Raw genomic sequence first — 14,004 nt, 5'->3', positions numbered from 1 at the left:
ACACCGTCGCGTGACCTTTGCAGCCTCAAAGAGGCGCCTTCAATATAATTCTTTCCTCAGTGTTATGTTGAATTCGTTCCCATGAATATAGAAGTGGTAAAGGCTTAGCATTACGCCAATTCTTTGATAAATCAGCATAATGCTGATTAAGCGGCACACCAGACTGGCCGGGATTATTGACGAAGAGACTATTGTCCCAGTCGCCAACATCGATGACCATTCGGACAGATGGACCTGCAACAACCGAGAAGTCGTGCAATCGGTATGTTGCATAGTTGAGTGTTGAACTACTGCCGCCAAGCGCTACGGGCTTCAGTGACCAATCATTGTCTGTCAACGCCTGCAAGGGATGGCGGAGTTCAAGCTTATGAATGGTACCCCATGCCCATTGCGTAGCATCCGCCCCCATCAACGAGGCGCACTCAGCCCAGGCATCGGTGAGGCTTTGCTGAATGGCCGCGGTATGCTTGGACGATGCTGGCGTATTTTCCAGCCATGACACAATGCTCGGTGAATCAAATGGCATAAGCAGCGGTATCACATCTGCGACAGCGCCCTCGGCTTTTGCAACAAGCGGTCCCAGATACTTGTTCAACCAGATTTCAAAAAGCGCCGCCGGTGCAGATTTTGCCGACAGGTCCGCATCCCAATCGCGAAGAAGCAGTTGAGCCGGATCATCACTATGCGGAAACAGTCGCTTGAGGCTTTTTAGTGCCCGCGCGGCAATGGGTGAAAAAGTGGAGGCTTGCAGGCGCGCGCAGTCTTCAAGCGATATTGGCGCTTTGCGCGACAGCGCTTGATGCAAGGTGTCGTGACGACTGCTATCCAGCCATTCATAACCAATGGCCGGATAGGTGGCTGTCCACGCATCAGGCATATTCATGGCGTTGGCGGTCGCGATAAAGCCGCGTTCTGGATTAATTTCAACAGGGCCAGACTGCGGAGCCAGATAGCCATTCCACTCATAACGCCCATCACCGGGGACAGGTAAAATTCCGTCCCAGTTCTCGCGAACAGGTGTGGCGCCTGAAGGCTTCCATGCAATGGTGTTTGTTGTATCTGCATAGATGTGATTGACCGACGGGCATCCCCAGCCATCCAGCGCGCTGGTATAATCGGCATAGTTTTTAGCCCGCATGACGGCAAGGCTCGCCATATAGGGTGCCATGCCCGCATCCATCCAGACTGTACGCAGACCAAAGGCGCGATTGTTCGCTTCATCCTCATAGAGCACAGGACCATGCCGCGTGAATTTCAGTTCGACGGTTTGATCCGGATGCCCTTTAACAGGGATGTTTTCAGTAATCGTTTTGAACCGCTCCCAATTGCCTTGATAGGCATATTGGTCGTGGTTGTTTTCATCAGTCTGATAAACGTAGATATCTTCCTGATCGGCTCCAAAGATGGTGAGGCCAAAGGCAGTGGTGCCGTTATGCCCCATGGAAATTCCGGGAACCATAGGCTCGCCTGCACCGATCACATCAAGGCCAGGCATGGTCAGATGAACGACGTAGCGGATTGATGGCAAACCATGGGTCCGATGCGGATCGAGTGCCAGTATCGGTCGCCCGGTCGTGGTCTTTTCAGCTGCGATTGCCCAATTATTGGACCCCTCTTCAAAAGAGGCGCGTGCGATGTCACCGGACGTCGAAACAACCGTCCAGAGACCTGCTTCATCAAGTGTTGCAATCAAGCGTTCTTTGGAGAATGTGGCAGGACTGACTGCAAGCTGGAAGTCACGCAAAACTCTGTCAGTCATGATGTCGGGATCAAAGCCATCAACCGGTCTTGGCACCACACCATGCGACAATTCCTTGCGCAACTGATCGAGCTTTGCGCCAAGTTCCACACCTGCTTTCGCCATGACTTTTGAGCGCAAAAGTTCGGATGATGCATTGCGCGTTAGCGAATGGGTGCGCACGCGTACGACATCTTCGGCACACCACCGATCAGGCTTGTGACCGAGCAGCGCAAACTCTGGCGGAAGTTCCTGCTCGCCTGCTTCACAGGCATCGATATAGGCATTGATGCCTTGAGCAAAGGCCGTGCATATCTGTTCAGAATCCGGTCCGTAAGCCTTCCATTCCGGTGCCATATCTCCGCGATATAGCAGCAGGCGCGCGGCCCTATCCTGCTCAAGATAGCCGGGGCCAAAATCGCGCGCCAGCAGACCAAGCCCGCGCTTGCGCGCTATATCGATCTGCCAGAGCCGATCGCGCGCGGCGTTAAAACCCTGTGCGAAAAACAGATCATGCAGATTTTCCGCCCTGATATGGGCGACGCCCCATTGATCCACATTGATCGTGACTTCGCTCAGCAAACCCGAAATGCGGGTTGCTGTTGATCTTGTAGCATCGGCCATGGCCGCACCTCTGGCTGTTATTCCAGTGAGAGAAACAGACCCGCATGAAGGCGAGCACGTTCGACCAGACTGTCTTCGAAAATATGCTCGCCCAACGTATGCAGGCCTTCGCCACGCACCCCGATGGAATCGATTGTCGGGACACCAAGCGCGCCGGTAAAATTGCCGTCTGAGCCGCCGCCCGAACTTTGCACTGACATGGTGAAGCCGATCTCTTTTGCAATATTATTCGCAAAGTTGAAGAGCTTCATATCCTGCGGCTGACCCGGCTCCCAAACAGGACGCGTGACGCCGCGGGTGACGATCAGCTCAACCCCGTCTTTGTCTCCGCCAAGTGCCATGATACGCGCAACGCCGTCTTCCAGATCTTTCTGCGTTTTGGCCATGCTCAGCGCTTCAGCATTACAACTTGAAGAAACACAATTAACCCATTGGCCCGCATGAATAACACCAACCGAAAAGGTGCAATCTTCTGTGGTGAGTGCTTCGATCTCGATAATTTTTTCGGCCATACGACGGATTGCCGAGCGGCCCTCTTTGAGCAACCAACCGGCGTGGCTTGGCTTGCCGACAGTCTCAAGATTGTATCGCGCGATTGCATAACGACCGACAACCGCACCGCCATCACGCAATGCTGGCTCCGGCACCAGAACATATTTGTTCTTGAGTGCTTCCTGCTCAATCAAATCACGGGTCGAAGGTGTGCCAACTTCTTCATCCGGCGTCAGAAGAAATGTAACGGGAAGCTTTGTTACAAGCCCGCTGCGGGCGATCTCACGCATGGCTTCAAGCGCCACGAAGTTGCCGCCCTTCATATCCTGAATACCGGGGCCGTAAAGTTTACCGTCCTCGCGGCGATAGGGATTGATGTTGATCACTCCGAGCGGATGAACCGTATCAAGATGACCTGACACCAGAATACCCGGCTTGCCCTGATCCTTGTGCGGGAAACGAGCGCGCAGGGAGCCGCCGAACCCCATGCGGCCCGGAATGAATTCAATCGTTGCACCTGCCGCGGCAAAATCATAGGCGGCAACCTCGACCATGCGGTTCACGGCGCTTGCATCGAAAGTCGGGCTTTCCGTTTCAATCCAGGGGCGCAGACGCGCGATCATCTCATCGAGGTTAAATGGCAATTCATGCATGCTCATGCTGCTAAGTCCTTGTTTACTGGCAGGCGGGTTTCCACGATCCGGGCATAGATCGACGCTCCGATTGGCAGCGTTTCAGGCTCAAGCACGAAAGCAGGATTATGCAGCGCAGCTTTACCGCCATGCATCACATTAATGTACGCACCCGGCACACGCGCCAACATGTCGGCAAAATCTTCACTGCCCATAAAGGCCGGACAGTCATCGCTGACGTTGTCTTCACCCAGCACATCGCGCGCTGCAGCCATATAAGCGTCGGAAAGATCATGGTCATTGCGCAGGACGTCAAAGACGTTGCGAAGATCAACATCGACCGTGATGCCGTAACCTGCAGCAACACCTGCACAGATTTCACGGATACGGCTTTCCGCAAGATCGCAGACACGCTGCTCGAAATAGCGGATGGTACCAGTGATCGTTGCCACTTCGGGCACGATATTATAGGCGCTGCCGGTATGAAACTGCGTACAGGATACAACGCAGGCATCCGTTGCCGGAATGTTGCGCGACACAATGGTCTGCAACTGGCCAACCAGATCGGCACCAATGACCAGCACATCGCGGGCATTGTGCGGCTGGGCGGCATGGCTTCCCTTGCCGGTCAGTTTAATGTCAAAGAAGCTTGCGCCAGCCATTGCCGCACCCTTGCGGATAAGTGCTTTGCCAAGTGTGCCCATGGGCTGGTTGTGCATTCCATAGATTTCGTCACAAGGGAAACGTTCGAACAGTCCTTCGGCGATCATGCCGCGTGCTCCACCAAGACCTTCTTCGGCGGGCTGGAAAACAAAGACTGCAGTCCCTTCGAAATTGCGCGTCTCAGCAAGATATTGAGCCGCACCAAGCAGCATGGTTGTATGACCATCATGCCCGCAAGCATGCATCCGGCCGGGATTTTGCGACGTGTAAGACACGCCCGAAATCTCGTCGATCGGCAGCGCATCCATATCTGCACGCAGACCCACACGCCGATTGCCTGGATTTCGACCTTTCAAAATGCCAACGACACCAGTTTTGGCAATGCTAGTATGCACCTCGTCAAAGCCCCATTTTTCTAAGAGTTCTGCTACAACGCCTGAAGCATGTTGTTCCTCAAAGCCAATTTGCGGATGACGATGCAGATCTTCAAAAACCGCGCGCATCTCGCCGGCTTTCTCCTCAATAAACGGTATGATGGGCATGATTTCATTCCTGTCTGAAATACTAAAGATAATTCAAGCGGCCGGACGTCCCGCCGCAAAATCCCAGAAGCGACCAGGCGCCGCCTCTATCAAAGAGCGCGTATATTCATGCGAAGGCTTGCCAAGCACGTCGGAAGCATTGCCCTGCTCGACAACCTGTCCGCGTTTCATCACCAGTACTTCGTCGCAAATCTGCGCGGCCACACGCAGATCGTGGGTGATAAAAATGATGGCGATGCCAGTATCGCGCTGCAATTCGGCGAGAAGTTCGAGAACCTGCGCCTGTACCGAAACATCAAGCGCCGACACAGCCTCGTCGGCCACCAGAATATCTGGTCGAAGCGCCACCGCACGCGCAATAGCAATACGCTGCCGCTGGCCACCGGAAAATTGGTGCGGATAACGCTTGAGTGAATCTTCGGGCAGCGAAACGATCTTCAGAAGACGCTTTGCTTCAGCGACAGCTTCGTCATAGGGAACACCATAATTGACCGGGCCTTCCGTCAGGCTCTGCTCAATTGTCCAACGCGGGTTCAATGAGCGGAACGGGTCCTGAAACACAACCTGAAGCTTCTTACGGAACGGCTTCATTTCACGTTTTCCAAGATGCGCAATGTCCCGCCCATCTACGACGATTTCACCCTCAGTCGGTTCGATCAGACGCATGATCGAGCGCGCAACAGTGGTTTTTCCGGAACCAGATTCGCCGACAATTCCAAGTGTTCTTCCGGGCTGAAGCTCGAAATTCACTTCATACGAGGCTTTAACGCCGGGCTTGGTGCTGAACAGCCCGCCGGTTTTATAGGTCATACCAAGGTCACGAACGCGGATGACCGATGCATGTCCCTGTGGTTCACGCGCCAGTCGCGGAATGAGGCTTGGCACCGAGCCAAGCAGGTCTTTGGTATATTGCTGCTGTGGCGATGTCAGAACGTCACGGATGGTCCCGCGTTCCACGATCTCACCGCTGCGCATGACACAGACGCGATCAGCAATTTCGGCAACTACGCCCATATCATGTGTGATGAACAGCACCGCTGTTCCATGCTTTTCCTGCAATTCCGCAATAAGCGACAGGATTTGTTTTTGTGTGGTGACATCGAGAGCAGTGGTTGGCTCATCGGCAATCAGAACCACCGGCTCCAGAATGAGCGCCATAGCAATCATGATGCGTTGACGCTGTCCGCCTGAAAGCTGGTGCGGATAGCTCTGATAAATCCGCTCTACATCGGGCAGATGTACCTGCTCCATGATGTTGATGACTTTGGCACGCTTGGCCTCTGACGAAAGGCTGGTATGGACATCCAGAACTTCAGTGATCTGCTCACCCACCCGCATAACAGGATTAAGCGCCGTCATCGGTTCCTGAAAGATCATGGAGATACGTGTTGCACGCATCTTTTTCATGTCCGCTGCCGACAGCTTGAGCAAATCGGTGCCGTCGAGCCTGATCGCCCCTTCTTTGACCAGAAGTGCATCTTTTGGCAAGAGTCCCATCGCGGTGAGCGACGTTACCGACTTGCCTGAACCGGATTCGCCCACGAGACAAACGGTTTCGCCCTTGCGAATGTCAAAGCTGACGCTGCGAAGAACTGGCGTGCCACCCGGGAGTGCAACGATAAGGTTCTCAACGTCTAAAACAACAGGCTCATTTGTGAAATCACGATTGCGCAGTTCCATATCAGCCCTCCCGCTTTTTCAGACGTGGGTCGAGTGTATCGCGCGCTGCGTCACCCAATAGATTGATCGACAAAACGCAGAGTGTTAGCAACAGACCCGGCCAGAGAACAATCGATGGCTTGATGCGGAAGAACTGACGGCCTTCGGCCATGATGTTGCCCCAGGTCGGGATTTCCGTGCTGATACCAGCACCGAGAAACGACAGGATTGCTTCGGTCAGGATTGCCGACGCGATGATGTATGTTCCCTGCACAATCAGCGGTGCCATGGTGTTGGGTAGCAGATGCCGGAAAAGAATTTTCGGCGTACTAGAACCAAGTGCTAAGGCTGCTTCAACATACGGTTCCTCACGCGCGGTCAGAATGACAGAGCGGACCAGACGCACGACGCGGGGAATTTCCGGAATGGTGATCGCAATGATGACAGAACCAATCGATGGGCCGTTGAGAGCGACCAGAGCAATCGCGATCAGGATCGATGGCATCGCCATCAAAGCATCCATCATACGCATGATGATGGCATCTGCAGTACGGAAGAAACCGGCAATAAGGCCGATGATCACGCCAACACCAATAGATGCGGCGGCTGCCAGAAGTCCGATCAGCAGCGAAATACGCCCACCGAGGATCATGCGCGAAAACAGATCACGACCATAATTGTCCGTTCCAAGCAGATATTCATCCGATGGCGGCTTAAGCCGCATCATGGGGTTCATGGCGAGCGGATCGTGGGGAGCAATCCACGGGGAGATGAGGGTGAGAAGAAGGATTGCACCAAGAAGAATGGCGGCAATCATCGGCCCGATACCAACGCGTGCAACGTGCGGCAGCGAGAACATGCGGAGCATCCAGTGCATACCCGCTGATGTTTTTTCTGAGCGCATCAATAACGAATCCTTGGGTCGAACAGTGTATAGGAAAGGTCGATCAGCAGATTGACGAACACATAAAGCGCACTCGTCAGCAGGATCATCGCCTGAATAACCGGATAATCGCGCGCAAGAACTGCATCGACCGTCAGGCGCCCGATGCCCGGAATATTGAAGATGCTCTCCGTTACGACCACGCCGGAAATCAGCAAAGCAAAGCCGGTGCCAATGATTGTCACAACCGGCACGGCCGCATTTTTCAATGCATGGACAAACAGCAGACGGCGATCACTCACGCCTTTGGCGCGCGCGGTGCGAATATAATCTTCGCCAAGCACATCAAGCATTGCCGCACGGGTCATACGGGCAATCAGCGCGATGTAGATCGAAGCAAGTGTAAGAGCTGGCAGAATTGCGCGCTCCAGAAAGCCACCCAAGCCTGATGAAATCGGCTTGAAACCCTGTACCGGAAGCCAGCCAAGATTGACCGAGAAAATCAACAGCAGCACATAGCCGACCAGAAAGACCGGAACGGAAAAGCCAAGAACTGAAAAGCTCATCACCAGATAGTCGGCCCATGACCGGTGGCGCCATGCAGCAACCACACCCATTGGAATAGCGACGAGCACTGCAATGATAATGGTCAGCACAGCGATAGAGATTGTGGGGCCAATACGTTGCGAAACCATATCAATAACCGGCACCCCTGAAATCAGCGAAACGCCGAGATCACCCTGCATAATCTTACCCATCCAGGTGAAATACTGGGTGAGGATTGGCTCATTAAGGCCCATCGCTTCGCGGATGCGTTCAAGCTGTTCAGTGGTGGCGGCATCGCCAGCCAGAATTGCTGCCGGATCACCCGGCGTCAGTCTCAGGAGGAGGAACACAAACACCGATACCAGCAACAACACCGGCACGAGTGCAAAGATACGTTTTAACAGATAGACAGCCATATGCACGTCCCGCGAGAGGCGGAACCGGATAACCGGCTCCGCATTGAACTGGGAGCTACCGCACAAATGCGGTAGCTGCGGGCGGATTATTCTTCCGTCTTTTTCACATTCCAGAAGACCGGAACAGGCGAACCAAGCATATCGACGACATTGGTTCTGCGACCCTGCGGCGGGTTATACTCACCCAGTGGAATGTAGAGAACATTTTCCAGTGTCTGCGCCTGTATCTTCTCTACCGCAGCTTTCTGCTCTTCAGGCGTCTTGGCCGCGATATATTCCTTCTTGAGAGCCTCGATCTTTTCATCTTCCGGCCAGCCAAACCAGGCTTGCTCACCACGGCCATTGAGCATGACTGAGTTCAATGGTGTCGCAATTTCCGGAATCTGCCAGTTTGTAAAGAACATATTCCAGCCGCCCTTTGCAGGCTCATCTTTCGATGCGCGACGGCCAACAAGGGTTTGCCAGTCCATGGGCTGCATATCGACGGTGAAACCGGCTGCACGCAATTGTTGGGCTGCAACAACGGGCTGTGGTGACAGACTGGAAACGTCGGTTGGCTGCATCAGGACAACCGGCTTGCCATCATAGCCAGCCTTCTTGAGAAGCTCCTTTGCTTCTTCGATATTGCCTTTTGCTACGAGGCTTTCAGAGCCGACATCTGTGGCGTTCGGGGTGCCGCAACCAAAAATCGCACCGCAAACCTTGTAGTAGTTTGGATCAGCCATCAGAGCTGCCAGCACTGGCTCCTGCGACATGGCAAGGAACGCTGCGCGACGAATATCCGGGTTATCAAAAGGCGGATGCTTGAAATTGAGGCGGCCCATGGTCTGATAACCAAGCGGATCGCGCTGTTCCAGAACGACTGTATCATCGCCTTCAAAAAGCGGCACAAGATCAACCGGAACCTGCTCGATATAATCAATTTCACCACTTGTCAGCGCATTCGCGGCCGTCTGAGCATCGGTCATCGTGACCCAACGCACCTTATCGACGTTGACAACTTTACCGCCCGCCATCCAGCTGGCTGGTTCGCTGCGCGGTACGTAATCTTCGTTCTTTATGTAGGTCACGCCGACGCCGGGCTGGAACTCGGCGGGTACGAACTTGAACGGCCCCGAACCAATATGTTCGGTAATCGCTGTGTCAGCAGGCGTTGCCGCGATACGCGCTGGCATAATGAATGGCGGCAATGCAGACTGCTTGGCAATCGTATCGAGGAACGGTGCGAATGGCTCCTTGAGCGTCCAGACGATTGTTTTATCGTCGTTTGCTTTAAGGGAATCTGTGATGTCCATAATCAACTGGCCGCCGGTATCACGCTTGGCCCAGCGTTCAAGTGACGCGACAACGTCGGCAGCCGTTACCGGCGCACCATCATGGAATTTGAGACCATCGCGTAGCGTGAAAGTATAGGTCTTGCCGTCATCAGAGACGGTCCACTCTGCCATTTGCGGCTGAGGCTTGAAGTTTTCATCAACGGCAATCAGCACGTCATAAATCATATAGGCATGATCGCGGGTAATGTGCGCGGTGGTGATCACCGGATCGAGCATCCGCAGATCCGAGTGCATAACAGCAGTCAGCGTTGTTTCTGCTGCGGCATGTCCAGCACTCAACGCAATCAGCGAAGCGGCAATGCCATATTTGAACTTGCGGAGGATAGTCCCAGTCTGTGGTGGTTTAAAAAACGTCATATACTTGGTTCCTCTGAAGGTTGTTATTATTGTTTTATTTGAACTGTTCTCCGAGTGGCTCCAGCCGAATGCCGGAACGCAAATTCTTCCATGATAGTTTTGCAGGACTGAGCGGCATTGCTCCCGGAGCAGTGCAAACGAGAAGCTTTTCGGCAATCGGCGCGAAGTCTGCCCTGAAATGCACCGAACTTTTATTGACCAGAATAGCTTCCTGTTCAGGCTCAATGCCGACCATGCGATAAAGCGCACGATCCGCCATCTGCGCGAGATTTGTGGTTACAACGACCCGTGTTCCACCGAGCCGCAGACAGGCCGATGGCCCCATATCAAGCCACGTCCCGCCATAATAAGGGCCCGTTGCGTGCGCCTTACCGTCAGACAGCTTTTCGACGGTAAACTTAGCCTTATATGGCTCGTCACCTGCAATGCCGGACTTGCCGCCGAGTGCAATTTCGACTTCCGCACCTTCTCCTGCCAGATGTGCAATCTTCGCTGCTTCCGCGTCATGCATACAGCCAATCGAGGCTCGCTTTGCACCACTGGCAACAAGCGCACGTAGCATGCCAGTCGTGTCGGAGCTGCCACCGGCACCGGGGTTATCCTGCGTATCAGCAATGACGATTGGACGGCTTGCATCGCGGGAAAGCTCTATCGCCTTCTCAACGCCTTCTTTTGGCAAATATGCTGTCCCTGCGAATGCAGGTTCTGCCGCAGCCAATGCTTCCAGTATCTGATCGGCATAGGCTTCAACTGCTTGTTTGTCCCAGCCATACGTAAACACCGATGGGCCACATTCGGCAAAATCAGCCGCCGGGAAACCCATAAACAACGAAGCCGTTTCAACTCCTTCCGGCAGATCAATGGTCATGCCGTAAAGGCCTTTGGCGGGCTGTTCGTCCGTGCATTGCCAAGCAATCGGAATGAGATAATCACCTTGTCGCATTGCCCTATGCCAGCCGTGAGGCTTGTCCATCAACGCCTGCAGTGCTTCGGCTGCACGATAGCCAGTTTCGGCCATATCAATATGCGGATAGGTGCGGAAGCCAACCATGACATCCGCGTGGTCAAACATGCGCCTTGTGATATTGCCATGCAGGTCGAGCGCTACGGATAGCGGCTCACCTGGGCGCACCGCACGGACGCGCTCAAGCAGTTCGCCTTCGCCATCATCGATGTGCTCGGCAACCATGGCGCCATGCAGATCAATAAAGATACCATCAAGCGGTCCACAGTCTTTCAACCCTGCAACGATTTCAGAAACAATTGTCTCATAGGCTTCCTTGGTAACAGGTGCGGACGGAATAGCGCCGGCCCATAAGATCGGCACGACTTCCCAATTCGCTTCCCGCGCAAATTTCAGCGCGCCGGCGATACCAAGATTAACATTCTGTGCATTTTTGAAAATCGCGTCGCCACGCGATAGCGGGATATATCCGCCGCCCTGAACAAACGCTTCTAACGTCCCGGGACTGACCGCAAAAGTGTTTGTTTCATGCAAAAAGCCAGCTACAGCCACGCGTTTTGACACGAGCGTACTCCCATATTCCTGGTTTGCCCCCTCGGGCTATTGCGTGTATCTGTCAGCGATACATCTATATTGATTTTTTATGATAGGGACCAACTTTGACGCTTGTCAATCATTGAATCTGGATTAAAGCTTTTTCTTATGAACACATTTCGGGACTTGCGCGGCATTTCAACTTTTGATCCGGACGAAGCGGAAGCGTTTCAGGACGACCCGCTATTTTTGCGCTCCGTCGCGAGAACAGTCGCGGTCATGTCTGCTTTTCAAACTGCGAGACATCCTTTGTCTCTTAGTCAGGTTGCAACTGCGGCGGGCATCGACAGAAGTGCCGCACAGCGCATTATTCATACGCTTCTTGCGCTGAACATGCTTGCTCGTGACCCTGACGATCGCGGTTATTTGCCGGGGCTGCGTGTACTTGACATGACCCATGATCTTTTGCGCCTCAACCCGATGTTACAGCGTGCTAATCCAGTCATGCTGGAGCTGCGTCGCCGCGTAAGCGAGCGCGTTGACCTCTCTCTCTTTGACGATGTTCGCGTTATTTACGCATTGCGCATGCCGTCAAAGCATGAGGTCTTTAGTGCAACCATTGTTGGTAATGCGGTGCCTACCTATTGCACGGCGGGCGGAGTAGCAATTCTCTCGCGACTGCCAGATGACACAATTGCAGATATTGTGAACCGCTCGGACATGACACCATTTACACCGCATACCGTGCGGGATTTGGAAGGTGTGATGGACTATGTTCGTGCCACACGCGAACGGGGACACTCTCTGCTGTGCAGGCAGTTGCTCAGCCATGAGGTTGTCATTGGTGCGCCTATCATGGACTGGAAGGGCGCGCCGGTCGGAGCTATTCACGTGGCCGGGAGCTTACAGGAATGGACACCTGAAAAATTTAGCGAAAGCTTTGGACCACTGATTCAGAACGCAGCCCAAACTATTTCTGAACCAAAGAGAAGCTAGTCACAGATACATCCTTGCTGTTCAACGAAACTACCAACCCTGATCCCAATTCGGTTGGCCGCAAAAGCGGTCTGCGAGATAATCGACAAGCGCACGCACTTTAAGCGCGAGATGCCTCGCCGGAGGGTAAACCGCATGAATCCCAAGCGGCTTATCTTCATATGTCTTTAAAAGCTGCCGCACGCGGCCCTCGCGAATGAACGGGCCAGCAATAAAGCTTGGAACATGGGCAATTCCAAGCCCGGCTATTGCTGCTTGAAGACAAGCTTCGCCATTTGAAAATTGCAGCTTTCCAGCAATATTGACTGCACGGGGCTCGCCTTCGGGGGACGGCGCAAAGCGCCAGACAAATGGTTCGCGAAAATTGGTATCAATGATGCAATTATGCGAAATCAGATCACGGGGTTCCTGTGGCGATCCGTGCTTGTCGATGTAGGACTCTGACGCCACCAAAACCAAACGCGTATCGCAAATTCGTCGCGCAATCAGGCTGCTATCGAGTGGCTTGCCGATACGCACACCAATGTCAAAATTTTCATCGACGAGGCTGGCGATCCGGTCGGAAAAGCTGACATCGATCTGAATATCAGGGAAAGACTGCGCGAAATCGAGAAGAACCGGCGTCAGACGCAATGTGCCAAAGGACATGGGAGCGGTTAGCCGGATGCGCCCTGTCGGAGCGCCGGAAGCGTTGCGGACTGAGGCGTCGAGCGTATCGAAATCCTGTAGTAAGCCTTTCATGCGCTCGTAATAGGCAAAGCCTACTTCTGTCGGTGACAATGCGCGCGTCGTCCGTCTGATTAACTGAACACCAAGATCAGCCTCAAGCTTCGATACAAGTTTGGATGCCTGACCGCTGCTTGTTTCTAATCGTTGGGCGGCTGCGGAAAAGCTGCCCGTATCAAGCACCGCGACGAACATGCGCTCACAATCGAGCCGATCCATAATTACTTCCAATTCAGCTATTTTTCGAGCTTGTAAGCGTGAAAATAGCTGAATTTGGAAATTATCCAAGATGCAGAATTTGCTTTAGAAAACTGACTGCAAGAGTGGCGCCCTCGGCAGAGATTGTGTGCCCCATGCCCGGCAGAATATGGCACGTCGAGTTAACGCCGATTTCGCTGAGTTGCTCATGGGCGTGTTGAGATTCACTTGGCGGAATGACGGGATCAGCACCACCATGTATAAGCAGCGTAGCTGTTGAAAGTGACGGCGTAAAAGGCTTAGGCGATGCGAGCCGCCCGGAAAATGCGACAACAGCACCCAATGGCCAGCGGCCTGTCACCAGTGTATCGAGCGCCATAATCGATCCTTGGGAAAAGCCCACAAGTGCTACACGTTGCGGCTTATCAACAAAGCCCCTTGCCGTCATGATCGTCTGCAATGTTTCGTCAAAAGCCTGACGGGCGTCCACAATCCGCTGCGCGCGGTTTTCTGGCGTTACACCGCTCACGCTAAACCATTGTCGGCCTGCACCACCCTGATCAAAGTGATAGGGCGCATCTGGTGCAGCAAAAGAGGCACCCGGCAATGCCTGTGACCAATACTCTCCGAGCGGCGCCAGATCGGCACCGCGGCTTCCAACGCCATGCAGAAAGATAATCAGCGAATCCATGACGTT

Annotated in this window: 11 protein-coding genes; 1 reads left to right on the top strand and 10 read right to left on the bottom strand. The window is 53.7% G+C overall.

Annotated features, from left to right (window positions below; all coding sequences use genetic code 11):
• Nucleotides 1–25: 25 nt before the first annotated feature.
• From ACOZHT_RS23025 to ACOZHT_RS22990, 8 genes are all read right to left on the bottom strand, one after another.
• Nucleotides 26–2,362, bottom strand: a complete 2,337-nt coding sequence (locus tag ACOZHT_RS23025) for a penicillin acylase family protein (RefSeq protein ID WP_421566765.1) — start codon at nucleotides 2,360–2,362, stop codon at nucleotides 26–28.
• A 17-nt stretch (nucleotides 2,363–2,379) separates the two neighbouring features.
• Entirely contained in the window at nucleotides 2,380–3,513 is a 1,134-nt protein-coding gene (locus ACOZHT_RS23020) for a M20/M25/M40 family metallo-hydrolase (RefSeq protein ID WP_421566764.1), read from the bottom strand.
• Nucleotides 3,510–4,691 (bottom strand): M20 aminoacylase family protein, encoded by a 1,182-nt coding sequence (locus ACOZHT_RS23015; protein ID WP_421566763.1) that lies wholly within the window; start codon nucleotides 4,689–4,691, stop codon nucleotides 3,510–3,512. The genes ACOZHT_RS23020 and ACOZHT_RS23015 overlap by 4 nt, the downstream gene beginning before the upstream one ends.
• Before the next feature lie 33 nt (nucleotides 4,692–4,724).
• Nucleotides 4,725–6,371: an ABC transporter ATP-binding protein gene (locus ACOZHT_RS23010; RefSeq protein ID WP_421566762.1), complete on the bottom strand. Its 1,647-nt coding sequence runs from the start codon at nucleotides 6,369–6,371 to the stop codon at nucleotides 4,725–4,727.
• Between the two features lies 1 nt (nucleotide 6,372).
• Nucleotides 6,373–7,218 carry an ABC transporter permease gene (locus tag ACOZHT_RS23005; RefSeq protein WP_339513988.1) on the bottom strand — a complete coding sequence of 282 codons (846 nt, stop codon included), beginning with the start codon at nucleotides 7,216–7,218 and terminating at the stop codon, nucleotides 6,373–6,375.
• A gap of 35 nt (nucleotides 7,219–7,253) precedes the next feature.
• On the bottom strand, nucleotides 7,254–8,195 hold the full coding sequence (locus tag ACOZHT_RS23000) for an ABC transporter permease (protein ID WP_339513878.1): 942 nt from the start codon (nucleotides 8,193–8,195) through the stop codon (nucleotides 7,254–7,256).
• 86 nt (nucleotides 8,196–8,281) lie between these two features.
• Nucleotides 8,282–9,889, bottom strand: coding sequence for an ABC transporter substrate-binding protein (locus ACOZHT_RS22995; protein WP_421566761.1), 1,608 nt, complete (start codon nucleotides 9,887–9,889; stop codon nucleotides 8,282–8,284).
• A gap of 34 nt (nucleotides 9,890–9,923) precedes the next feature.
• Nucleotides 9,924–11,417, bottom strand: a complete 1,494-nt coding sequence (locus ACOZHT_RS22990; RefSeq protein ID WP_421566760.1) for a M81 family metallopeptidase — start codon at nucleotides 11,415–11,417, stop codon at nucleotides 9,924–9,926.
• A 138-nt stretch (nucleotides 11,418–11,555) separates the two neighbouring features.
• Between ACOZHT_RS22990 and ACOZHT_RS22985 the strand changes: the two genes are divergently transcribed.
• On the top strand, nucleotides 11,556–12,383 hold the full coding sequence (locus ACOZHT_RS22985; RefSeq protein WP_421566759.1) for an IclR family transcriptional regulator: 828 nt from the start codon (nucleotides 11,556–11,558) through the stop codon (nucleotides 12,381–12,383).
• Between the two features lie 30 nt (nucleotides 12,384–12,413).
• Here ACOZHT_RS22985 and ACOZHT_RS22980 read toward each other — a convergent pair whose 3' ends face one another.
• Nucleotides 12,414–13,328 carry a LysR family transcriptional regulator gene (locus tag ACOZHT_RS22980; RefSeq protein ID WP_421566758.1) on the bottom strand — a complete coding sequence of 305 codons (915 nt, stop codon included), beginning with the start codon at nucleotides 13,326–13,328 and terminating at the stop codon, nucleotides 12,414–12,416.
• Between the two features lie 61 nt (nucleotides 13,329–13,389).
• The gene (locus ACOZHT_RS22975; RefSeq protein ID WP_421566757.1) at nucleotides 13,390–13,998 is read right to left on the bottom strand and encodes an alpha/beta hydrolase; all 609 of its coding nucleotides are present in this window, start codon (nucleotides 13,996–13,998) and stop codon (nucleotides 13,390–13,392) included.
• Between the last annotated feature and the right edge of the window lie 6 nt (nucleotides 13,999–14,004).

This window comes from Ochrobactrum sp. EDr1-4 (genome assembly GCF_049199085.1).
In the GTDB taxonomy this organism is placed as follows: Bacteria; Pseudomonadota; Alphaproteobacteria; order Rhizobiales; family Rhizobiaceae; genus Brucella.
The sequence above is the reverse complement of the archived record's forward strand: the minus strand, read 5'-3'. Positions and strand labels throughout refer to the sequence as shown.